Origin of the sequence: Pseudomonas sp. 2FG, from assembly GCF_005502935.1 — a bacterium.
Taxonomy (GTDB): domain Bacteria; phylum Pseudomonadota; class Gammaproteobacteria; order Pseudomonadales; family Pseudomonadaceae; genus Aquipseudomonas.
In genome coordinates, this window is the sequence record NZ_SCMP01000005.1 from 212,740 (window position 1) to 235,907 (window position 23,168).

Consider the following 23,168-nt stretch of genomic DNA (forward strand, 5'->3'; position numbering starts at 1 on the left):
ATCCCTAGGCAAACATGCTCTAACAAGCACGAGGTGCGTCATGCGTGAAGTGGTGATAGTCGACAGCGTCCGGACTGGCCTGGCCAAGTCTTACCGCGGCAAGTTCAACCTGACCCGTCCAGACGATATGGCGGCGCATTGCGTCAACGCACTGCTGGCCCGCAATCACCTCGATCCGGCCGTGGTCGAGGACTGCATAGTCGGTGCCGGCTCGAACGAGGGCGCGCAGGGCTTCAACATCGGCCGCAACGTCGCGGTGTTGTCGGGCCTGGGCACTCAGGTGGCCGGGATGACCCTGAACCGCTTCTGTTCTTCTGGCTTGCAGGCGATTGCCATTGCCGCCAACCAGATCGCATCTGGTTGCAGCGACATCATCGTGGCCGGTGGTGTCGAGTCGATCACCCTGACGATGAAAAGCGTCAACAGCGACAATTTGATCAACCCGCTGTTGAAACAGAATGTGCCGGGCATCTACTTCCCGATGGGGCAGACGGCTGAAATCGTCGCGCGGCGTTACCACGTGAGCCGTGAACAGCAGGACGCCTACGCCCTGCAAAGCCAGCAGCGCACCGCGCGGGCGCAGGCCGAAGGCCTGTTCGACGACGAAATCGTGCCGATGGCGGTGAAGTACCAGGTGGAAGACAAAGCCAGCGGCGAGAAGAGCATCCTCGATGGCGTGGTCGATCGCGACGACTGCAACCGGGCAGATACCACCTTGACCAGCCTGGCGGCGTTGAAACCGGTGTTCGCCGAAGACGGCTCGGTGACAGCCGGTAACGCCTCGCAGCTGTCCGACGGCGCCTCCATGACCCTGGTGATGAGCCTGGAAAAAGCCCTCGAACTGGGGCTGAAACCGCTGGCCTTCTTCCGCGGTTTCACCGTTGCCGGTTGCGAGCCGGACGAGATGGGCATCGGCCCGGTGTACTCGGTACCTAAGCTGCTCAAGGCTCGTGGTCTGAGCGTTGCCGATATCGATCTGTGGGAGCTGAACGAAGCCTTCGCCTCACAGTGCCTCTATGCCCGCGATTTCCTGGAAATCGACAACGAGAAATACAACGTCAACGGCGGTTCCATCTCCATCGGCCACCCGTTCGGCATGACCGGCTCGCGCCAGGTCGGCCATCTGGTACGTGAGCTGCAACGGCGTAACCTGCGTTATGGCATCGTCACCATGTGCGTGGGTGGTGGCATGGGGGCTACTGGTCTGTTCGAGGTCGTGCGCTAAGCCTGCGCAGCCGTTTCAGCGATAAAAAACCCGCGCCTTGGCGCGGGTTTTTTATCGCTGGCTCAGTGTTCTAGAAGGCCCGGCTCTCGATGATCTCGTTGCCCTGTATTTGCCGACGGACATAAATAGCAATTTCGCGTTCAGCATCGACCCGGGTGAAGTACGGGCCTTCCAAAGTGCCTTCACGGGTTGCAAAAAAATACTCGCCATTGACCGCGCTGACACGCTCGCTGCGGTAGTGCGTGGCGGCTGCCGGATCTTTGGTACGTTGACCGAACATAGCGCTGACTCCCGAGACGAGCTGACTATTTTTCAGTCTAATCGGTGTTTGGGCGCTTGTTGGAGTTCGCGACAAATGGTCGATTTTGCCGATAAGATCGGCGCATTTTTCTGGTTTTCATTCTTTTGGCGTCAAGCATGTGACGGCTTTGGGCGAGGCCAAGGGTACAGTTGCCGAGTGCAACCGGTTTTAACTGTTCCTGTGCTGGCCAGCGGTCGCAGCCTAGAATGACCGTTTGCGACCGCCACCCGGTTTTACCCTGGTTTAGCGGTCGCGGCGCATTCGAGGCTGCCATGCACATCTCATCCGGCCGTTGGCTCTACGGCCTGCTGCTCGCCCTGACCACTGCCGTGCTCTGGGGCATCTTGCCGATCAAACTGAAAGAAGTGCTGCAGGTGATGGACCCCATCACTGTCACCTGGTATCGCCTGTTAGTCGCCGGCTCGATCCTGCTGGCCTATCTGGCTGCGGCGGAACGCCTGCCGAGTGTTCGCCTGCTGGGCAAGAACGGCATCTGGTTGCTGGTGCTGGCCATTGCTGGGCTGACCGGCAACTACGTGCTCTATCTGATCGGGCTTAATCTGCTCAGCCCCGGCACCACGCAGTTGGTGATCCAGGTGGCGCCGATCTTGTTCCTGATCAGCAGTCTGTTCATTTTTCGCGAACGTTTCAGTCTGGGCCAGGGCATCGGTCTGGCGGTGCTGTTGCTGGGTTTCGGCTTGTTCTTCAACCAGCGTTTGCACGAGCTGTTGTCCTCGCTCACGGCATACACCACGGGTGTGCTGATCGTGCTATTGGCGGCCTTCGTCTGGACCTTTTATGGCTTGGCGCAGAAGCAACTGCTGACGGTGTGGAATTCGATGCAGGTGATGATGGTGATCTACCTGGCCTGCGCCGCGTTGCTCACGCCCTGGGCGCAGCCGTTGCAGCTAGTGGCGTTGAACCCGCTGCAAGGCTGGCTGTTGCTGGCCTGTTGCCTGAATACGCTGGTGGCCTATGGGGCCTTTGCCGAGGCCTTGGCGCATTGGGAGGCCTCGCGGGTCAGCGCCACGCTGGCGATTACCCCGTTGGTGACCTTTGCCTCGGTCGCCCTGGCGGCCAGCCTATGGCCCGATCATGTGCACCCCGAGCAGATCAACTGGATCGCCTACGCGGGTGCCTTGCTGGTGGTGCTGGGTTCGGCGTTGACCGCGCTCGGGCCATCGGTTATCGCGGGCTGGCGGGCACGCCGTGCCCGGTTGGCGGCAGCCGACAATGTGTAGGTCGTAGGCTGGGTAGAGCCCATCAGGGCGAAACCCAGCCGACGGGCGCGTCAGGCACGAGTGCCGAGCAACTCGGCGCGGCGTAACCAGCCCTGCCGCTGTTCCTCGGAGGACAGGCGGATCGAGGCGAACTCGCTCAGGCGGCGGGTTTTGACGCCACAGGCGCCGAGGATGGCGCGCACCATCTGCCGATGTGCCGGGGCGCCGTAAATCCAGCGGAAATACCAGGGCGGGGTGTCGAGTGTCACCAGCAGATCGGCGCTGCGCCCGCTCAGCAGCTTCTCCCGGGTGTGCGAACGCTCGCGATATTTGAAGGCGAAACCGGGCAGGAACACCCGGTCGAAAAAGCCTTGGAGCAGCGCCGGCAGGCCACCCCACCAGACCGGGTAGACGAATACCAGGTGTTCGGCCCAGTGGATCTGCCGTTGCGCCTCCAGCAGGTCGGGCTCCAGGTTCTGGCTCTGGTCGTAGCCGCCGCGCAGCACCGGATCGAACTCCAGCTCGCCCAGTTTCAGCTGACGCACCACATGGCCTTCGCTGCGCGCGCCTTGGGCGTAAGCCTCGCCGAGGGCATGGCAGAGGCTGCGGCTCTTCGGTGTACCGAGAATCAGCAGAATGCGCTTGCCGTCCCCTTCCAGTGGGGTGGCACCGCTTTTCGTCGTTTCAACCATGGTGACCGGTCTCCAGCATCGCTTCGGGACGCACCCAGGCGTCGAACTCTTCAGCGCTGACATAGTTCAGGGCCAGAGCGGCTTCGCGCAGGGTGGTGCCCTCGCTGTAGGCCTTCTTGGCAATTTGCGCGGCCTTGTCGTAGCCGATATGTGGGTTTAGTGCGGTCACTAGCATCAAACCGCGTTCCAGGTGCGCGGCCATTTGTGCGGCGTCGGGCTCCAGGCCTTCGATGCAGTGCCGTTGGAAGTTGCGACAGCCGTCGGCCAGCAAGCGGATCGACTGCAGCAGGTTGTGGATGATCACCGGCTTGAACACGTTCAACTGCAGATGGCCCTGGCTGGCGGCCAAGCCGAGGGTGACGTCGTTGCCGAGCACCTGGCAGGCGAGCATGGACAGCGCCTCGCATTGGGTCGGGTTGACCTTGCCGGGCATGATCGAACTGCCGGGTTCGTTGGCCGGCAGCTTGACCTCGGCGAACCCGGCGCGTGGGCCGGAGCCGAGCAAGCGCAGGTCGTTGGCCATCTTCATCAAGGCCACCGCGAGGGTTTTCAGTGCGCCGGACAGCGTCACCAGCGGTTCGTGGCCGGCCAAGGCGGCAAATTTATTCGGCGCGGAAACCAGCGGCAGGCCGGACAGTGCCGTCAGCTCGGCGGCGATCGCTTCGGCGAAACCGTGCGGGGCATTCAGGCCGGTGCCCACCGCCGTACCGCCTTGGGCCAGTTCGCAGACCGCCGGCAATGCGGCGCGCAGGGCCCGCTCCGCGTAAGCGAGCTGGGCGACGAAGGCCGACAACTCCTGGCCGAAGGTGATCGGCGTGGCGTCCATCAAATGCGTGCGCCCGGTCTTGACCAGGGACGCATGCCGCGCCGCCTGTTCGGCCAGGCCGTCAGACAGCTCGGCAAGCGCCGGCAGCAGCTCGTGCTGTACGGCTTGCACGGCGGCGATGTGCATGGCGGTGGGGAAGCTGTCGTTGGAGCTTTGCGCGCGGTTGACGTGATCGTTCGGATGCACCGGCGACTTGCCGCCGCGGCCCTGGCCGGCCAGTTCATTGGCGCGGCCGGCGATCACCTCGTTGACGTTCATATTGCTTTGCGTGCCGCTGCCGGTCTGCCAGACCACCAGCGGGAACTGCTCGTCGTGCTGGCCGGCCAGTACCTCGTCGGCGGCTTGTTCGATCAGTCGGGCGATCTCCGAGGGTAGCTCGCCAATGCGGTCATTCACCCGTGCCGCGGCCTTCTTGATCAAGGCCAGGGCGTGCAGCACCGCCAGCGGCATGCGCTCTTGGCCGATGGCGAAGTTGATCAGCGAACGTTGGGTCTGCGCGCCCCAGTAAGCTTCGTCAGGGACGTCGATGGGGCCGAGGCTGTCGGTTTCGGTGCGGCTCATGGATCTTCTCCGGGGACTGTTCCGCAAGTTTAGGCGCTCCGACGCGGCTCTGGTTCCGTGCCCGCTGGATTTAAAACTGCGCCGATTACCGCTACCAGCGCGCGCGGGTCGTGCCGAGCCAGCCCAGGGCGCCATCGACCGGCACGCGCTCGCCGCCCGGGCCACGCAGTACGCCGTCGAAACGGCCGAACCACTGACGGGTGTCGGCGTAGAAGGGGCCAAGCTGTGGGCGGGCTCGATGCTGCTGGCGCGGGCTGAAGGTCAGGGCGACGCGATCATCGGCGCTGCTCAGGCGCCAGGGCGCTAAAGGACTCTGCGGGGCCTGTTCGATGTGCACCGGAGTATCTACAGGCAGCAGCTCGCCGCCGAACCATAGGGCGTTCTCGGACAGGCCAGTGTTGTCGGTCCAGCCCGAGCCGAAGTTACCGGCGATACCCCCCGGGGCGGCGAAGGCGGCGCGCGTCCACTGGCTGTGCAACGGCCAGACACCGCGGCCGAAGTCCAGGGCGGCGAAGCTCTGCCCCGGTACGCAGCTGTATTGTGCGCGTCCCAACTGCACACTGCCGCTGGTCGGCAGACCCAATTGACGGCAGGTGGCATGGAAACCGCGGCCGGCGAAGGGCACCACCAGATTGACCGAGTCCAGATGCGCCGGGCGCTGAATATCCAGCGCGACATGCAACGCTTGGCCACCGACATCCGGTGCGGCGACCGTCAGGCGCAGGCGCCCTGGGTGTTCATCGGCCTTGAATTGCAGGCGTGGGTGGTCGAACTCGTGGCTTTCCAGCGGCGTATCCGGCAACCGACAGCCGCGGCCGAAGGCGCGTAACTGGGTCTGCGCGACGGCGTGGCCGGTCTCTAAATCGAGGAAATACGCGGCGGCGTAGCCCACGTAGTCGAGGTCGGCCAGGGTCAGCGAGAGCATCCAGTGCGGGGTGGTGATGCACCAGTGGTTCCAGCGTTTACGTCGCCCGTAGTGGCCGGGCAGGGCGCAATGCACTTGCGGTCGCGCTGACCAACCGATCGCCTTGGGGGCGAGTTGGCCTTGGGCATTGCACAGCGGTTGCCAGGGCTCTGGCGCAAAAACGGAAGTGAAACTGTTCATCGGGCACGTCCATGTGTGCAGGATTTAGATGCGCAGTGCTTGAGGGGCGTGGGCGTCCTCAGCGGACAGATCCTCAGCGTACAGAGTAGCTGTCGTCTTGATGGCGCGCAGCATGCCCACCCCACTAAAGGATGGGCAAGTACTGGCACTTTGGTCGCGGATCAACGGCTGCGCTGCGCCACACTGTTTGTGTGACCCTGTGTGCAAGCTCGCGCGCTTGAGCCGGGGGCGAGCTTGAGCGCAGAATGCCCAGCCTTGGGGTTCGCCCTGATCATTAGCCCTTCCCGAGAAGACAAGGAATTTCGATGACCCCGATTCGTACCCTTTGCACGGCCGTTCTGTTGGCGTGCGCCAGCGGCCAGGTGTTGGCGGATGCGGCCAGCCACGCGGCCGATGCCGAGCGTTTCCTCAAGCTGGCGCATGCCGACAAGCTGGCCGTGCCGGTGTATGCCCAGGTGCAACAGATGTTTGCCCAGCGTTTCGCCCAGGCTCAGGCGCCGGAAGCGAAGAAAGCGCTGCTCGAGAGCTACCAGGCCAAGGCCAATGCCTCGCTGAATAAGGCCGTCGGCTGGGATAAACTCAAGCCGGACATGGTCAAGCTCTACACCAGCAACTTCAGCGAGCAAGAGCTGAAGGATCTGATTGCCTTCTACCAATCGCCGCTGGGCAAGAAAGTGCTGGAAACCATGCCGAGCCTGACCGCGCAATCGGCCCAGCTGACCCAGGCCAAGCTGGAAACTGCGGTGCCGGAAGTGAACAAGCTGCTCGCCGATATGACCGCCGAACTGCAACCGGCGCAGGCCAAGCCTGAATCGAAGAAGCCTTAAACGGAGTCCAATATGAGCATGCGCGAACGTATCCAGACGGCTCTGGCCGCGTTGGAACCGCAGTACCTCGAAGTATTGGATGAAAGCCATATGCACAGTCGTGGGCTGGAAACGCACTTCAAGGCCGTGGTGGTCAGCCCGTTATTCGCCGGGCTGAATGCGGTCAAGCGGCACCAGCAGGTCTATGCCAGCCTTGGCGACCTGATGGGTCAGCTGCATGCGCTGGCCTTGCATACCTATACCCCGCAAGAGTGGGCGGAGTTGGGCCATGCGCCGGATTCGCCCACCTGCCAGGGTGGCAGTAAGCACGACCATTAGCTGTGTGCCATTAGCCCTGTGCCGCTTGGCCGCAGGCTGGGTGGCGTGGCTTTCTGGTAGACTTCACCCAGCGCCGGCCCAGCCGGCGCCGTCATTTATAGCCTTAGCATTTCTAAAACCCGGTCCGTCCTTTACGTGGACGACCACCTGGAGCAATCACCTGCATGACTCAGAACATCGTCGTGGCGGCGCTGTACAAGTTCGTCACCCTGAAGGACTACGTTGCACTGCGCGAGCCCCTGCTGCAAAGCCTGCTGGATAACGGCATCAAAGGCACCTTGCTGATCGCCGAAGAAGGCCTCAATGGCACCGTTTCGGGCAGCCGTGAGGGTATCGACGGCTTGCTCGCCTGGCTCAGGCAAGACCCGCGTTTCGTCGATATCGATCACAAAGAGTCGTACTGCGACGAGCAGCCGTTCTATCGCACTAAGGTCAAGCTGAAGAAGGAAATCGTCACCCTCGGCGTACCGGGCGTCGACCCGAACCAGCAGGTCGGCACCTATGTCGAGCCGCAAGACTGGAACGCGCTGATCGCCGACCCGCAAGTGCTGCTGATCGATACCCGCAACGACTATGAAGTGGCAATTGGCAGCTTCGAGCGCGCCATCGACCCACAGACCAAGAGCTTCCGTGACTTTCCCGACTATATAAAAGCCAACTTCGATCCGGCCAAGCACAAGAAGGTCGCGATGTTCTGCACCGGCGGAATCCGTTGCGAGAAGGCTTCCAGCTATATGCTCGGCCAAGGCTTCGATGAGGTCTATCACCTCAAGGGCGGCATCCTCAAATACCTGGAAGAAGTGCCGCAGGCAGACACCCTGTGGCGCGGCGATTGCTTCGTGTTCGATAACCGCGTGACCGTTCGCCACGACCTCAGCGAAGGCGATTACGATCAGTGCCATGCCTGCCGCATCCCGATTTCGGTTGCAGACCGCCAGTCGCCGCATTACGTTCTGGGCATCAGCTGCCCGCACTGCTGGGACTCGCTGAGCGAGAAGACCCGCAACAGTGCCCGTGAGCGGCAGAAGCAGATCGAACTGGCCAAGGCGCGCAATCAACCGCACCCTCTGGGCTACAACCCTCGACTTTGTGCAGAGTCCTGACCCATGCAAGCTCGCCTGCTCTATGTGATGGACCCCATGTGCTCCTGGTGCTGGGGTTTCGCGCCGGTGCTCGAGGCGCTCGCCGCACAGGCGCAGGCGGCGGGCGTGCCACTGCACATGGTGGCCGGCGGCTTGCGGACCGGCAGTGGCGCGGCGCTGGAGCCGACCACCCAGCGCTATATTCTTGAGCACTGGCAGGCGGTCGCGCAGGCCACCGGGCAGCCGTTCAGGTTCGACGGCGCCTTGCCGGAGGGTTTCGTCTACGACACCGAGCCGGCTTGCCGTGCCCTGGTCGCCGCGCGCTCCCTCGATCCGGCCAGCGTCTGGCCGCTGGTCAAGGGCATTCAGCAGGCCTTCTACGCCGAAGGCCGCGACGTCACACAGGCCAGCGTGCTGGTCGAACTCGCGGAAGCGGCCGGCTTGCCGCGCATCGAATTCGCGACGGCCTTCGACAGTGCCGAACAGCACGCCGCCACCGCCGCCGATTTCACCTGGGTGCAGGATCTGGGCATCGCCGGCTTCCCCACCGTGCTCGCCGAACGCAATGGCCAACTGGCCCTGCTGACCAATGGCTATCAGCCGCTCAGCGAACTGGCACCGCTGCTGGCGCGTTGGCTGGCGCGGGGCGCGCATGCTTGATCGGCTGAGCTGGGCGGAAATACGCCGGCTGGCCCTGCGCCACAAAAAAGCCTTGCTGATTGCCAATGGCGTGGCGGTGCTGGCGACCCTCTGCAGCGTGCCGATTCCACTGCTGCTGCCGTTACTGGTCGACGAGGTGTTGCTCAAGCAGGGCGATGCGGCGCTCAAGGTCATGGATCGTTTCCTGCCCAGCAGTTGGGAGAGCGCCGTCGGCTACATCGGCCTGATGGTGTTGCTGACCTTGCTGTTGCGCAGCTCGGCGCTGGTCTTCAACGTGGTGCAGGCGCGGCTGTTTGCCCGTTTGTCGAAGGACATCGTCTACCGTATCCGCATTCGCCTGATCGAGCGGCTCAAGCGGATTTCCCTCGGCGAATACGAAAGCCTCGGCGGTGGCACGGTGACCACCCACCTGGTCACCGATCTCGACACCCTGGACAAGTTCGTCGGCGAAACCCTCAGCCGCTTCCTGGTCGCGGTGCTGACGCTGACCGGCACCGCGGGCATCCTGATGTGGATGCACTGGCAACTGGCGCTGTTGATCCTGCTGTTCAATCCCTTGGTGATCTACGCCACGGTGCAGTTGGGGAAACGGGTCAAGCACCTGAAGAAGCTTGAGAACGACAGCACCTCGCGCTTTACCCAGGCCCTCACCGAGACCTTGGACGCAATCCAGGAAATCCGTGCCGGCAACCGCCAGGGCTTCTTCCTCGGCCGCCTCGGTGTACGCGCCCAAGAGGTACGCAACTATGCGGTGGCCTCGCAATGGAAGAGTGATGCCTCCAGCCGCGCCAGCGGTCTGTTGTTCCAGTTCGGTATCGATATTTTCCGGGCGGCGGCGATGCTCACCGTGCTGTTCTCCGACCTGTCGATCGGCCAGATGCTCGCGGTGTTCAGCTACCTGTGGTTTATGATCGGCCCGGTCGAACAGCTGCTGAATCTGCAATATGCCTTCTACGCCGCCGGTGGCGCGCTGACGCGGATCAACGAGCTGCTCGCGCGGGCCGATGAGCCGCAATATCGAGGTGGTGTCGATCCCTTCGACGGGCGCGACACGCTCGGTATCGAGGTGCGCGGCCTGACCTTCGCCTACCACGATGAGCCGGTGCTGGATGAGCTGAACCTCGCCATCGCCGCGGGTGAGAAGGTCGCCATAGTGGGTGCCAGCGGCGGCGGCAAGAGCACCCTGGTGCAACTGCTGCTGGGCCTCTACACGGCGCAGGCCGGAAGCATCCGCTATGGCGGTTGCAGCCTGGAAGAGATCGGCCTGGAGACCGTGCGCGAGCAGGTCGCGGTGGTGCTACAGCATCCCGCGCTGTTCAACGACACGGTACGCGCGAACCTGACCATGGGTCGTGAGCGCAGCGATGAGGCCTGCTGGCGCGCGCTGGAAATCGCGCAATTGGCGCAGACCATTCGCGTCTTGCCGCAGGGTCTGGAGAGCATCGTCGGGCGCTCCGGCGTACGCCTTTCCGGTGGCCAGCGCCAGCGCCTGGCGATCGCGCGGATGGTGCTGGCCGAGCCGAAAGTGGTGATCCTCGACGAGGCCACCTCGGCCCTCGATGCCGCCACCGAATACGCCCTGCACCAGGCTCTGGGCCAGTTCCTCAACGGCCGCACCACCTTGATCATCGCCCACCGCCTGTCGGCGGTGAAACAGGCGGATCGGGTGCTGGTCTTCGATGGCGGGCGCATCGCCGAGGATGGTGATCATCAGCAGTTGATCGCCGACGGCGGTTTGTACGCCAAGCTGTACGGCCACCTGCAACAGAGTTAGTGCCCGCAGGGTTAGTTGCAGTCCAGCCTTAATGCCGTTCACTCAAGCAGGCGTCTGCGCGCCCCTCTGGGGCGCATCGGCACGCTCAGGCGACAGCCGTCTTAAGAATCGCCGCCCGTCCGACAGCGAAATACCTTTGTAACAATCCCCTCGGCTATTCGGTCCAATTCCTGGGGGCTAGGGGGTAATGTTATGAGGATGACACCATGAAATCGACATTCAGCACGAAGGCCTTCAGCGGCCTAATAGTGATGCTTGCGGCCACCACCTCGGGGCAAGCAACCAGCGCACGGGTCCCATCGTTCGAGCAGGAGCCTGCGTACTTACTGGCGGAAAATGGTAGTGATCGCCTTTTGGAGTCTCGCATGCTTAGTAATGAGGTTGCCCAAGCTCGAACAAGCGGGGATCAAAGTCAGCGCTTTACCCAACTGCTCGAAGAGCAGCCAACTGCTGCCGGCCCGCAGCTTGAGCCCAATGAGGCACAGTCGATCAAGGGACCGGCACCCCAGTACAAATCTCTAATCCACCAACAGAGGATCGAATACGGGCATTGAGTGAGGCGGCGTAGCGCTCCGGGCGCTTAGCGCTGAACCTGAGCGTCCGGAGCGGTAAGGTCGAACTGAGGCTTAAGCAATCCGGCCGAGGAGCATGGGTGCCCACTTCATTCAGGCGTGTCATTCAAGCCTGAAGTTAAACTTTGTTCGCGAACAGCTCATCCAGCGGGAGCGGGGTGGAGAACAAGCGAGCGGGTAACTTCCGCCAAAGTGGCCAGTTGGAGCGGCGCCGTGAGGTGTTGCGGATTGCCTGCGTGACGGCGATCGCTACTTTCGACTTCAGGTCGGCGGGCTGTTGCAACAGCCAACTCCCTTCCCCTGGAGCACTGCCAAGAACATTCGGCTTCCTTGCGCGAACAGGGCCTGCGCGACAACTACCTCGAAAAGCGTCTCTAGGCCCAGGCTTGGGGGATTTCCAGCGGTCAGCGGCGGCCGTGTCGCCGCCAGCCCCTTGCCTTAGAGTGCTGCCCGATTTGCCCAGCAAAGCCCTCGCCAAGGGGGCAGTGGGGCGCTTGCTCCACGGCTTGAAAGGGCGTTACATTGATCAATTATTAAGCAGTTGCTTTCTTGGGCGCCTAGAGCATCGAAGCCTGAGTCGGCTTGTTGGGGAAAGAGGGCCCTGTCCTGGGCTGTGGACTTGCCCCAAAGCTGCTTGAGCAAGCACCAAATCCTCTAGTCAGCAGTCTCTCAATGGAATGATCCGCTAAGTTGAACCCGGCCAAGGCCGCATTCATAGAGGTCTATCCTGTTGCTCCAGCGAGTCGCTCAGTCCAAATATACCAATGCTTTGTGGCGGGCGGTCGCAGTCACGACTCTTAGCGGAGGCTTGCTCTTTGGCATGGCTGAAGCCAAGGCAAGCTGGAGACTCGAACGGATCCTCCACAAGGCGGAAAAGCGCTATGGACGACAGAGTCCAACCACGGATCGCCTCCTGTCCTGGAGCGACCTGATCGAGAGCAGTCAGCATCTACCGGAAATAGAAAAGCTGCATGCGGTTAACCGCTACTTCAACCACCATGTTCGTTTCAGCACCGACATCGCGCTCTGGAAGCAGAGCGACTATTGGGCGACGCCGATCGAGACCTTGGTCAAAGGGGCAGGGGACTGCGAGGACTTTTCCTTGGCCAAGTATTTCACCCTGCGCCAGCTCGGTGTAGCCGAGGAAAAGCTGCGGATCGCCTATGCCAAAGTGCTGAAGTCGAATCAGGCGCACATGGTGTTGACCTATTACTCAACGCCAAGCGCCGAGCCTCTGGTACTGGACAACCTGATCAATAGCATCCGCCCCGCGGCTGAACGCCGGGATTTGTCGCTGTCCTATGCCTTCGATGCCCAAGGGCTCTATTTTGTTAAGGCGCAAGGTCTTAAGCGCATTGGAGATACGGAGCACCTGGCTTATTGGCAGGCGCTGCTGAAAAAGATGCGGCAAGAGGGCTTCACTGCGGAGCAGGGTTAAGTCTCCATAAGTAGAGGCGAGCCCCTGCAACACGGGACAGCGTTCCCCCTAACCCGGAGGGGGAGGCAAACGACTGTGTTTATGACTAGGCCATGCATCCATGGCCAAGCGAAGGCAGTGTGGGCCGCGCCTCGGCCTCTCTCCCAGCCCCTCTCCACTAAAACCGGCGAGGGGAGCCAGGCGCACAGACCTTAAGTGATCGGCATTACAGTACAGCCTGGCTTTTCCTTCGGCATTCCATATCAAGGTGCCTGCTCTGTGAGTCACGGGCAGATGCCATCTACTTGCGTCTTGGCTGCTTCGCCGGGAGTCTTTCCGCTGATCTGATACGGTTTTTGTTAAAGGATCTGAATCTGTTTTGTGTCGGGCTGCCTTTCTATAGTCGCGGGCATTTCCAGCCTCCAGGCCCGCGACCATGTCCGAGAGAATTCCCGTCCAGCTCGTCGATCCACCGCCGCCCCCGTCCCGCTCGCAGCCGGCCAGCACGCCCTGGGCCGCCTTCGGCGGCGGCATCTACCCGCGCAGCTTCAGCGGTCTGTTCCGCAACCTGCGCCTGGGCGGGGCCGGTGCCTTGTTCCTGCTGTTCTTCGGCACCGCCTGGCTCGACTGGGACGGGCGCCAGGCGGTGCTCTGGGACCTGGTCGATAGCAGGTTCTATATCTTCGGCGCGACCTTCTGGCCGCAGGACTTCATCCTGCTCTCGGCGCTGCTGATCATCTGCGCCTTCGGCCTGTTCTTCATCACCGTGTTCGCCGGCCGCGTCTGGTGCGGCTACAGCTGCCCGCAGAGCGTCTGGACCTGGGTCTTCCTCTGGTGCGAGAAGCTCACCGAGGGCGAGCGCAACCAGCGCATCAAGCGCGATGCCGCGCCCTGGAGCACCGGCAAACTGCTGCGGCGCAGCAGCAAGCACCTGCTCTGGCTGCTGGTCAGCCTGCTCACGGCGCTGACCTTCCTCGGCTACTTCACCCCGATCCGCCCGCTGGCGCAGGAACTGTTCAGTTTGCAGCTGGAAGGTGCGGCGCTGTTCTGGCTGCTGTTCTTCAGCGCCGCCACCTATATCAACGCCGGCTGGCTGCGCGAGCAGGTGTGCATCCACATGTGCCCCTATGCGCGCTTCCAGAGCGTGATGTTCGATAAGGACAGCCTGCTCGTCTCCTACGACGCGGCGCGCGGCGAAGGCCGCGGTCCGCGGCGCAAGGACGCCGATCATCGCGCCCAAGGCCTCGGCGACTGCCTCGACTGCCAGCTGTGCGTGCAGGTCTGCCCGACCGGCATCGACATCCGCGACGGCCTGCAGCTGGCCTGCATCGGCTGCGCGGCCTGTATCGACGCCTGCGACTCGATCATGGACAAGATGGGCTATGCCCGCGGCCTGGTGCGCTACAGCTCCGAACATGAGCTGGAGGGCGGCCAGACCCGCCTGCTGCGGCCGCGGCTGCTGGGCTATGCCGCGGTGCTGCTGAGCATGCTGCTGGCCTTCGGCTGGGCCCTGCAGGCCCGCCCGCTGGCAGCGCTGGACGTGACCCGCGACCGTGGGTTGTACCGCGAGAACGGCCAGGGCGAGATCGAGAACAGCTACCGCCTGAGGCTCATCAACAAGACCCAGAGCGCCCAGCGCTACGAGCTAGGCCTGGTCGACGCGGCGGGCTTGCGCCTGCAGGGCCAGCAGCGGCTGCGGCTGCGGCTGCAGGCCGGGGAGATCCTCGACCTGCCGGTGTCGGTTGCCCTGACCGCCGAGCAGGAGTCGCAGGCCGGCGCGCGGCCGATCCACTTCCAGCTGAGCGGCATCGACGACTCGCAGTTGCGGGTACGGGCGCACAGCACCTTCGTCGCGCCGCGGCGCTAGCAGTGCGGCCGCGGTTCGAGGACACTGCCGACCATCAGCCTCAGGAAGCGGCCGGGCACGGATGAAACGCTACGAGAAACTCGCCGAGGAAATCGCCGAACTGATCCGCGCCGGCGTGCTCGCCCCCGGCCAGCGCGTGCCCTCGGTGCGCTACGCCAGCCGCACCTACGGCGTCAGCCCGTCCACCGTGTTCCAGGCCTACTACCTGCTGGAGCGCCGCGGGCTGATCCGCGCCCGTGCGCGCTCCGGCTATTTCGTCTGCGACCATGTGCAGCGCCAGCTCCGCGAGCCGGAGATCGGCCCGCGCGCCAGCGAGTCCACCGAGGTGGATGTCAGCGAACTGGTGTTCTCGGTGCTCAACTCGCTCAAGGACCCGGACTGCGTGCCGCTCGGTTCCGCCTTCGCCAGCCCCGAGCTGTTCCCCCTGCCGCGCCTGGCGCGTTCGCTGGCCAAGGCGGCGCGCGAGATGGACCCGCGCACCGTGGTCGCCTACCAGCCCTCGGGCAACCCGGCGCTGCGCCGGCAGATCGCCCTGCGCTACAGGGTCGGCGGGCTGCCGCTAGCTCTGGAGGAGCTAGTGATCACCAACGGCGCGCTGGAGGCGCTGAACCTCTGCCTGCAGGCGCTGACCGAGCCGGGCGATCTGGTGGCCATCGAGGCGCCGGCCTTCTACGCCACGCTGCAGGTGCTGGAGCGGCTCAAGCTGAAGGCCGTGGAGATTCCCGTGCACCCGCGCGAGGGCATCGACCTCGACGTGCTGGCCGAGACCCTGGCGCGGCATCCGGTCAAGGCCTGCTGGTTCATGACCAACTTCCAGAACCCCATGGGCGCCAGCCTGCCGGAGCAGAAGAAGCGCGAACTGGTGGAACTGCTGCATCGCCATCGGGTGCCGCTGATCGAGGACGACGTCTACGCCGAGCTGTACTTCGGCGCGCAGCCGCCGCGCCCGGCCAAGGCCTTCGACAGCGAGGGCCTGGTGCTGCACTGCGGCTCCTTCTCCAAGAGCCTGGCGCCGGGCTATCGCATCGGCTGGGTGGCCGCCGGCCGCTACGCGCAGAAGATCGAGCGGCTCAAGCTGATGACCACGCTGTCCGCCTCGATCCCGGCCCAGGCGGCGATCGCCGACTATCTGCAGCACGGCGGCTACGAGCGTCACCTGCGCAAGCTGCGCTACGCCCTGGAGGAGCAGCAGGGCGCGCTGCTGGCGGCGGTGGCGCGGCATTTCCCCGCGGACACCCGGGTCACTCGCCCGGCCGGCGGCTATTTCCTCTGGCTGGAATTCCCCGAGCGGGTCGACTCGCTGCAGCTGTTCCGCCTGGCTCTGGCCCAGGGCATCAGCCTGGCCCCTGGGCCGATCTTCTCCGCCACCCGCCGCTTCGGCTCCTGCATCCGCCTCAACTACGGCCATCCCTGGGACGAGCGCTTCGAGGCGGCGATGGCGACGCTGGGGCGCATCCTGCGCTCGTTCTGAGATCACGCCGTGAAGGGCTTTGCCGGCTCGCAGGGGGGCTGCGGACGAAAGGCTTTCTCGTGCCTGCAAATGAATAATGGCTGGGTGCTCGCCGCGCACTAGACTCATACCGTCAAAGTGCCGCCAACGCTGAAGGGGCGTGCTTATGGCCACTGTAAATGCCGATGAAGGTGCCGATATCCTGATGGGTGCCGCCAGCGGCGACCTTCTCAATGGCCTGGGCGGCAATGACGGCCTGCGCGGTCAACGCCCCGTGCTCCGGCCTGAAACTGGTCATGGGCCAGGCGCCACGGTGAAAGCGGCGCAGTCACGGGGCTTCGCCCATGCACCCTGACAGTTCTGTCCGCTGGCGTCTGGCAAAGCCTGCCGCACGGCTGATCGCCATGCTGGTGCTTGCGGCGGGCCTGCTGGGCTGCAGCGAGTCACCGCGCCCCGACCTGAAACGGCTCTACCAGCTCAGCAGCAGCAACGCCGAAACCGCGCCGGTCATCTTGATCCCGGGGGCCTTTGGCAGCCGCTTGCGCGACCGGGTCAGCGGCGAAGAGATTTGGCCGGGGCCCTGGTGGCGCATTCTGTTCTCGTCTTACCCGGAGCTGGCCCTGGAAATCGATCCGCAAACCAATACGCCACGGCCTTCGCGGCTGGAAGCTTCGGGCATTGCCGAGCAGGCGCTGCGGCGCGACTTTTACCGGCCAATCTTACGCACCTTGACGCAATTTGGTGGCTATGCGCGCGCCCAGCCCGGGACACCGGCGCGCCAGGGCGAGCGCCGCTACTACGTCCTGTCCTACGACTGGCGGCAAGACACCTTGCGCAGCGTGCGGGAACTGGATCGGCTGATTGCGGCCGTGCGCCGTGATTACGCCGATCCGAGCTTACGCGTCGATCTGGTGGCGCATAGCATGGGTGGCTTGATCGCGCGCTACTACCTGCGCTTCGGCACCCGCGATGTGCTGGACGGCGCGCCCCACCAGGTGACCATGGAGGGGGCGGAGCGGGTGCGCAAACTGGTGTTGCTGGGCACGCCCAACCTGGGGTCGGTCGGCTCATTGCACGCCTTCATCAGTGGCGAAAAGGTCGGCTGGAGCCGTATTTCGCCGCGCACCCTGGCCACCTTTCCCAGTGGCTATCAGCTCTTTCCCCACCCGCTCAACAACTGGCTGTTGGACATCGAGGGCAAGCCTCGTCACGACGACTTGTTTGACCCCAACACCTGGCAGCGCATGGCTTGGTCGGTCTACGAGCCTACTCTGGCCGCCGCTGCCGACGCGCCGGCGCTGCAGCGCTATTTCGTTTATCAGCTGGAGCGTGCACGGCGCCTGGCCTGGATGCTGTCGGTGGCCGAGCCGGTGTCGCCGATCCGCTACGTGCTCTTTGGCGGTGGCTGCCACATGACACCTGCACGGCTGCTGGTGGAGCAGCTCGATGGACGCGACAGGGTGCGACTCACGCCGGCGGACATTGCCGCACCCCGGCCCGGCGTGCCCTACGACGAGCTGATGATCGAGCCCGGCGATGGCCGCGTCACCAAGCCGTCCCTGCTGGCGCGCGAGACCCTGGATCCTGGCGCGCCACAGAACGAGGACAGTTTTCTGCCGGTGGCTTATGCGTTCTTCCTGTGCGAGGACCATGCGTTCCTGACCAGCAACATCAACTTTCAGGACAACCTGCTCAACGTGCTCTTGTCACGCCAACCGCCGCCCGAGAGCCAATAGCGGGCGCGTGGCCTGCTCGGTTGCGAAGGTGATTCTGACCCATAGCCCGGGTCAAATGGGTGGGAGCCGCTATTGAAAGTCATAGCGATTGGCTGCCCCTTTGCTCATTCGCTTGAATCAACCGGCCATGCCGATCCAAGGCGCTGGCCCGTTCCTGGCAGCGCAATGAAAGCCCACCAGCCGCCCCCGGCCGCAAGCCGGTTTTGCCGAGGGATGGCCACTGGCCGGCGCTGCGGAAATTCTCCCGCTAGACTGAGGCTGTCTGTGGCCGCCACTCGGCGGCCGTCCTGCGGATACGCTGCGGTTTAGCGCCGTGCATAAGTCTGCGAAAGAGGACCATGAGCAGAGCGGGAAGGGGGGCGTGCTGGTATGAACGGCTCCCGATCGCTTGGCGTTCGCCTGGATAAGGACGGGATGCAATGAGGCAGAAACGGATGCGCGACAAACCCCGCCTGTTCGGGCTGATCTGGCCCTTTATCGCCATAGTGTTGCTGCAGGCGTTGCTCGCGGGCTTGAGCCTGGATCTGCTCTCCTCGGTGCGCGCCTACGTCGGTGGCGAGAGCCTGTGGTCCAAGGGGCAGAAGGACGCCGTCTACTACCTCAACCTGTATGCCGATAGCCACATCGAGGCCGACTACCGCGACTACCAGGCGGCCATCGCGGTGCCGCTGGGCGATCACGCCGCACGGCTCGCGCTCGAGCGTCCCGACCCCGATCTGACAGCGGCCCGCGCCGGTTTTCGGCAGGGTGGCAGCCATCCCCAGGACATTCCCGACCTGATCTGGTTGTTCCGCCACTTCCGCCACTTCAGCTATCTGGAGAACGCCATCGAGCACTGGGTCGTCGGCGACCGCTACCTGCTGGAGCTGACCGACGTGGCCGCGACGATGCACGCCGGCATAGCCGGCGGCCTGGCCGGCAGCGATGAGATCAACCGCTGGAAGGCGCAGATCCATGCCCTCAACGCTGGCGTCACGCCGATCGCCAAGGCCTTTTCCGACGCGCTCGGCGCAGGCTCGCGCTTCATCCAGCGGCTGCTGCTGGCGGTCAACCTGGCCACCGCCGCCATCCTGATCCTGCTGGCGGTGCTGCGCACGAGCAAGCTGCTGGCTCAGCGTCAGGCGTTCGAGCACGCGCTGCACGCGGAAAAGGAACGCGCGCAGACCACCCTGGCGTCGATCGGCGACGCGGTGATCAGCACCGACAGCGCCGGGCGCATGGCGTACATGAACCCGGCGGCCGAGCGGCTCACCGCGTGGCGGGCCGAGCAGGCCCGCGGCTTGCCGCTGCTGTCGCTGTTTCGCCTGGTCGATGAGGACAGCCAGCAGGAGGGCCTGACGCTGATCGAGCAGATCCTCGACGGCAAGATCGACGGCGGCAGCGCCCACGCGCAGCAGGTGGTCCGCCTCGATGGCAGCACGGTGGCCGTTGCGCTGGTCGGCGCGCCTATCCAGATCGACGGCAAGATCGCTGGCGCGGTGCTGGTGCTCCATGACATGACGCGCGAGCGCCAGTACATTGCCAGCCTGTCCTGGCAGGCGTCGCACGATGCGCTCACCGGCCTGGCCAACCGCCGCGAGTTCGAACATCGGCTGGAGCAGGCGCTGGGCAAGCTCGACCGCCATCCGGGGCAGCACGCGCTGATGTTCCTCGATCTCGACCAGTTCAAGGTGGTCAACGACACCTGTGGCCACGCCGCCGGCGACCAGCTGTTGCGCCAGGTCTGTAGCCTGCTGCAACGGCGCCTGCGCGAAGGCGACACGCTGGCGCGGCTGGGCGGCGATGAATTCGGCATCCTCCTGGAAAACTGCCCGGCCGAACCGGCCGCCCAGATCGCCGAACTGCTGCGCCTGAGCGTGCAGGACCTGCACTTCGTCTGGGGCGGGCGCTCCTTCAGCATCGGCGTGAGCATTGGCCTGGTGCATATCGCGCAGGCGCGGACCACGTTGGCAGAGGCGCTGCGGGCGGCCGACCTGGCCTGCTATATGGCCAAGGAAAAAGGCCGCAACCGCGTGCAGCTCTATCACCCGGAGGATTCGGAGCTGTCGCTGCGCTTCGGCGAGATGGCCTGGGTGCAGCGCATCCATCAGGCGCTGGAGGAGGAGCGCTTCTGCCTGTACGCCCAGGAAATTGCCCGGCTCGGCCAGGGCGAGAGTGTCGGCACCCATCTCGAACTGCTGCTGCGGCTGCGCGACGAGGAGGGCCAGCTGGTGCCGCCGATCCGCTTCATTCCGGCCGCCGAACGCTATGGCCTGATGCCGCTGATCGACCGCTGGGTGGTGAAGAACGCCTTCGGCATTCTCGCCGCGCGCCTGGCCGGGGCACAGGCCGAGCCGATCGCCACCTGCGCCATCAACCTGTCCGGCACCACCTTCGGCGACGAGACCTTCCTCGACTTCCTGTGCGAACAGTTCAAGCAGCACAGGATTCCCGCGCAGCTGATCTGCTTCGAGATCACCGAAACCAGCGCCATCGCCAACCTCGCCAGCGCCGCCCGCTTCATCAACGAGCTGCAGGCGCTGGGCTGCCGTTTCTCACTCGATGACTTCGGCGCCGGCATGTCCTCCTTCACCTACCTCAAACATTTGCCGGTGGACTACCTGAAGATCGATGGCGGCTTCGTCAAGGACATGCTCGACGACCCGATCGACCGTGCCATGGTCGAGTCGATCAACCACATCGGTCATGTGATGGGCAAACGCACCATCGCCGAGTTCGTCGAAACGCCGCAGATCATCCAGGCGCTGAGGGCGATGGGCGTCGACTATGCCCAGGGTTATGCCATCGCCCGCCCGCAGCCGTTCACCAGCCATAACAGGCTAAGAGGCGACTCGGGCAATGCCAGCCTGGAGCACGGCTCGGCACAGCCGCCGGTGGGCGACCTGTACGTTCAGGGCGACTAACCTGGCAGCCGAGCGCACCGCTTTGGCAAATAATCGTTACGGATGACAAGCCGCTGCAGTGAGGCACTCGCCACTTTTCTGGAGTGTAAGGAAAAGTTGCCATATGAGCCGCGCGCAAGCCCTGATAAGGCTCTGCACTGCGCTTGTCCGACCCTCGGGCAAGGGTTGTTATGAGGCTATCCGCAGCGTCTGGCTGGTATCGAGCAAGCGCTGAGCCGACAACAACAACGAGGAGGCGCAATGACCGCCGTGAACAAGATCGAGCAGCACAACCCGATTGGTACCGACGGTTTCGAATTCGTCGAATACACCGCGCCGACGCCCGAGGGCATTCAGCAGCTGCGTGAGCTGTTCACCGCCATGGGTTTCACCGAAACCGCCAAACACCGCTCCAAGGAAGTCTTTCTGTTCCAGCAGAACGACATCAATTTCGTCCTCAACGGCAGCCCCACCGGCCATGTCCGTGAGTTCGGCGAGAAGCACGGCCCGAGTGCCTGCGCCATGGCCTTCCGGGTCAAGAATGCCGCCCAGGCGGCCGCCTATGTCGAGGCCCAGGGCGCCACACTGGTCGGCAGCCACGCCAACTTCGGCGAGCTGAACATCCCCTGCGTCGAGGGCATCGGCGGCTCCTTGCTGTACCTGGTCGATCGCTACCCCAACGAGAGCAGCGACAAGAGCATCTACGACGTCGACTTCGAGTACATCGAAGGCCGCACGCCGCAGGACAATGCGGTCGGCCTGATGGAACTGGATCACCTGACCCACAACGTCAAGCGTGGGCAGATGGACGTCTGGTCCGGCTTCTACGAGCGCATCGCCAACTTCCGCGAGATCCGTTACTTCGATATCGAAGGCAAACTCACCGGCCTGCTGTCGCGCGCCATGACCGCGCCGTGCGGCAAGATCCGTATCCCGATCAACGAATCGGCGGATGATAAATCGCAGATCGAAGAGTTTATCCGCGAGTACCACGGCGAGGGCATCCAGCACATCGCCCTGGCCAGCGAAGACATCTACGCGACCGTGCGCAAGCTGCGCGCCAACGGTGTGGACTTCATGAAAACGCCGGACACCTATTATGCCAAGGTCGATCAGCGCGTCGCCGGCCACGGCGAGCCCACCGAGGTGTTGCGCGAACTGAACATCCTGATCGACGGCGCGCCGGGTGACGACGGCATCCTGCTGCAGATTTTCACCAATACCGTGATCGGCCCGATCTTCTTCGAGATCATCCAGCGCAAGGGCAATCAGGGCTTCGGCGAGGGCAATTTCAAGGCCTTGTTCGAGTCCATCGAGGAGGATCAGATCAAGCGCGGCGTACTCAAGGCCGAGTGACCTGGTGCCTGGCGTAGGGTGCGCCGCGCGCACCGGGGCCGAGGTAATGGTGCGCACAGCGCACCCTACGATGGAGTTCTGACATGAGCCGTAAATGGATCAGCTTCCCCCTGCGTGAAGGCGAGTGCTCACGGCAGGCGCATTGCGATTTCCCGGCAGGCACTTACGAGCGGGAAATGGGCCGCGAAGGTTTCTTCGGCCCGGCTTCGCACCTGCACCACAAGCACCCGCCCACCGGTTGGATCGATTGGCAGGGGCCGTTGCGGCCCCACGCCTTCAACTTCAACCAGCTCTCCAGCGAGCGCGATTGCCCGCTGGAAGCGCCGGTCACCCTGCATAACGGCGACATGAAGCTGCGGGTGTGGAAGACCCACGGCGCCATGCGCCACCTGGTACGCAACGGCGACGGCGATGACCTGCTGTTCATCCACGAGGGCGCGGGGCACTTCTACTGCGACTTCGGCCACCTGGAGTTCCGCGACGGCGATTACCTGATGGTGCCGCGTGGCACCGCCTGGCGCATCGAGGCCAGTGAGCCGACCTTTATGCTGCTGATCGAGAACACCGACGGTGCCTATCAACTGCCGGACAAGGGCCTGGTTGGCCCCCATGCGATCTTCGATCCGGCGGTGCTCGACCATCCGCATCTCGACGACGCGTTCAAGGCCCAGCAGGACGAGAACACCTGGCAGGTGCGCATCAAGCGGCGCAACCAGATCAGCACCGTGACCTATCCGTATAACCCGCTGGACGTGGTCGGCTGGCATGGCGACAACACCGTGGTGCGTCTCAACTGGCGGGATATCCGCCCGCTGATGAGCCATCGCTACCACCTGCCGCCGTCGGCGCACACCACCTTTGTGGCCAACGGCTTCGTGGTCTGCACGTTCTGTCCGCGCCCGGTCGAAAGTGACCCAGGTGCGCTGAAGGTGCCGTTCTATCACAACAACGACGACTACGACGAAGTGCTGTTTTACCACCGTGGCAACTTCTTCAGCCGCGACAACATCGAGGCCGGGATGGTCACCTTGCACCCCTGCGGCTTCCCCCACGGGCCGCACCCGAAGGCGCTGAAGAAGAGCCAGGACGCCCCGGCCAGCTTCGCCGACGAGGTGGCAGTGATGATCGATACCCGCCGCGCCCTGGAGATAGACCCGGCCGCCGCGCAGGTCGATGTCCCCGAATACGTGAACTCCTGGCGTGCGCCAGGGAAAGACAGTTGAAGTAGGGTGCGCCGTGCGCACCTTGATCATCGCCCAGACAAGTGGTGCGCAGGGCGCACCCTACAGGTTGAACT

20 protein-coding genes are annotated in these 23,168 nt (G+C 63.9%); 15 read left to right on the forward strand and 5 right to left on the reverse strand.

Annotated features, from left to right (window positions below; genetic code table 11):
- Positions 1-40 precede the first annotated feature (40 nt).
- Positions 41-1,225 (forward strand): thiolase family protein, encoded by a 1,185-nt coding sequence (locus tag FFS13_RS07650; RefSeq protein WP_137818490.1) that lies wholly within the window; start codon positions 41-43, stop codon positions 1,223-1,225.
- 70 nt (positions 1,226-1,295) lie between these two features.
- On the opposite strand, the gene FFS13_RS07655 is transcribed toward FFS13_RS07650, so the two are convergent.
- Positions 1,296-1,505 carry a DUF6316 family protein gene (locus FFS13_RS07655; RefSeq protein WP_137818491.1) on the reverse strand — a complete coding sequence of 70 codons (210 nt, stop codon included), beginning with the start codon at positions 1,503-1,505 and terminating at the stop codon, positions 1,296-1,298.
- A 293-nt stretch (positions 1,506-1,798) separates the two neighbouring features.
- On the opposite strand from FFS13_RS07655, the gene FFS13_RS07660 reads away from it, so the two are divergent.
- Complete coding sequence (locus FFS13_RS07660; RefSeq protein WP_137818492.1) at positions 1,799-2,767, forward strand: DMT family transporter; 969 nt, start codon at positions 1,799-1,801, stop codon at positions 2,765-2,767.
- A gap of 50 nt (positions 2,768-2,817) precedes the next feature.
- Here FFS13_RS07660 and FFS13_RS07665 read toward each other — a convergent pair whose 3' ends face one another.
- The 3 genes from FFS13_RS07665 to FFS13_RS07675 form a co-directional block, all read right to left on the reverse strand.
- Positions 2,818-3,438: an NAD(P)H-dependent oxidoreductase gene (locus tag FFS13_RS07665; RefSeq protein WP_137818493.1), complete on the reverse strand. Its 621-nt coding sequence runs from the start codon at positions 3,436-3,438 to the stop codon at positions 2,818-2,820.
- The gene (locus tag FFS13_RS07670; RefSeq protein ID WP_137818494.1) at positions 3,431-4,825 is read right to left on the reverse strand and encodes a class II fumarate hydratase; all 1,395 of its coding nucleotides are present in this window, start codon (positions 4,823-4,825) and stop codon (positions 3,431-3,433) included. The genes FFS13_RS07665 and FFS13_RS07670 overlap by 8 nt, the downstream gene beginning before the upstream one ends.
- A gap of 91 nt (positions 4,826-4,916) precedes the next feature.
- A complete protein-coding gene (locus tag FFS13_RS07675; RefSeq protein WP_137818495.1) occupies positions 4,917-5,930 on the reverse strand; it encodes a DUF2804 domain-containing protein in 1,014 nt (337 codons plus the stop codon).
- 305 nt (positions 5,931-6,235) lie between these two features.
- Here FFS13_RS07675 and FFS13_RS07680 point away from each other — a divergent pair, with 305 nt between their 5' ends.
- The 9 genes from FFS13_RS07680 (at position 6,236) to mapR (ending at position 15,918) form a co-directional block, all read left to right on the forward strand.
- The gene (locus tag FFS13_RS07680; protein ID WP_137818496.1) at positions 6,236-6,757 is read left to right on the forward strand and encodes a DUF2059 domain-containing protein; all 522 of its coding nucleotides are present in this window, start codon (positions 6,236-6,238) and stop codon (positions 6,755-6,757) included.
- A 12-nt stretch (positions 6,758-6,769) separates the two neighbouring features.
- Entirely contained in the window at positions 6,770-7,075 is a 306-nt protein-coding gene (locus FFS13_RS07685; RefSeq protein WP_137818497.1) for a BolA family transcriptional regulator, read from the forward strand.
- A gap of 164 nt (positions 7,076-7,239) precedes the next feature.
- On the forward strand, positions 7,240-8,178 hold the full coding sequence (locus tag FFS13_RS07690; RefSeq protein WP_137818498.1) for a rhodanese-related sulfurtransferase: 939 nt from the start codon (positions 7,240-7,242) through the stop codon (positions 8,176-8,178).
- A 36-nt stretch (positions 8,179-8,214) separates the two neighbouring features.
- Complete coding sequence (locus FFS13_RS07695; RefSeq protein WP_171006442.1) at positions 8,215-8,817, forward strand: DsbA family protein; 603 nt, start codon at positions 8,215-8,217, stop codon at positions 8,815-8,817.
- Positions 8,810-10,591, forward strand: coding sequence for an ABC transporter ATP-binding protein (locus FFS13_RS07700; RefSeq protein WP_137818500.1), 1,782 nt, complete (start codon positions 8,810-8,812; stop codon positions 10,589-10,591). The genes FFS13_RS07695 and FFS13_RS07700 overlap by 8 nt, the downstream gene beginning before the upstream one ends.
- A gap of 206 nt (positions 10,592-10,797) precedes the next feature.
- Positions 10,798-11,145, forward strand: a complete 348-nt coding sequence (locus FFS13_RS07705; RefSeq protein ID WP_137818501.1) for a hypothetical protein — start codon at positions 10,798-10,800, stop codon at positions 11,143-11,145.
- A gap of 838 nt (positions 11,146-11,983) precedes the next feature.
- Entirely contained in the window at positions 11,984-12,601 is a 618-nt protein-coding gene (locus tag FFS13_RS07710; protein ID WP_137818502.1) for a transglutaminase-like cysteine peptidase, read from the forward strand.
- A gap of 415 nt (positions 12,602-13,016) precedes the next feature.
- Positions 13,017-14,447, forward strand: a complete 1,431-nt coding sequence (ccoG, locus tag FFS13_RS07715) for a cytochrome c oxidase accessory protein CcoG (protein ID WP_137818503.1) — start codon at positions 13,017-13,019, stop codon at positions 14,445-14,447.
- 61 nt (positions 14,448-14,508) lie between these two features.
- Positions 14,509-15,918 (forward strand): GntR family transcriptional regulator MpaR, encoded by a 1,410-nt coding sequence (gene mapR / locus FFS13_RS07720; protein WP_137818504.1) that lies wholly within the window; start codon positions 14,509-14,511, stop codon positions 15,916-15,918.
- Between the two features lie 112 nt (positions 15,919-16,030).
- On the opposite strand, the gene FFS13_RS19715 is transcribed toward mapR, so the two are convergent.
- Entirely contained in the window at positions 16,031-16,195 is a 165-nt protein-coding gene (locus FFS13_RS19715) for a hypothetical protein (RefSeq protein ID WP_171006439.1), read from the reverse strand.
- Positions 16,196-16,241: 46 nt separating this feature from the next.
- Between FFS13_RS19715 and FFS13_RS07725 the strand changes: the two genes are divergently transcribed.
- The 4 genes from FFS13_RS07725 (at position 16,242) to FFS13_RS07740 (ending at position 23,094) form a co-directional block, all read left to right on the forward strand.
- Entirely contained in the window at positions 16,242-17,633 is a 1,392-nt protein-coding gene (locus FFS13_RS07725; RefSeq protein WP_137818505.1) for a hypothetical protein, read from the forward strand.
- Between the two features lie 419 nt (positions 17,634-18,052).
- Positions 18,053-20,536, forward strand: a complete 2,484-nt coding sequence (locus tag FFS13_RS07730; protein WP_137818506.1) for an EAL domain-containing protein — start codon at positions 18,053-18,055, stop codon at positions 20,534-20,536.
- Positions 20,537-20,776: 240 nt separating this feature from the next.
- On the forward strand, positions 20,777-21,871 hold the full coding sequence (gene hppD / locus FFS13_RS07735; protein WP_137818507.1) for a 4-hydroxyphenylpyruvate dioxygenase: 1,095 nt from the start codon (positions 20,777-20,779) through the stop codon (positions 21,869-21,871).
- 83 nt (positions 21,872-21,954) lie between these two features.
- Positions 21,955-23,094: a homogentisate 1,2-dioxygenase gene (locus FFS13_RS07740; protein ID WP_137818508.1), complete on the forward strand. Its 1,140-nt coding sequence runs from the start codon at positions 21,955-21,957 to the stop codon at positions 23,092-23,094.
- Positions 23,095-23,168 lie beyond the last annotated feature (74 nt).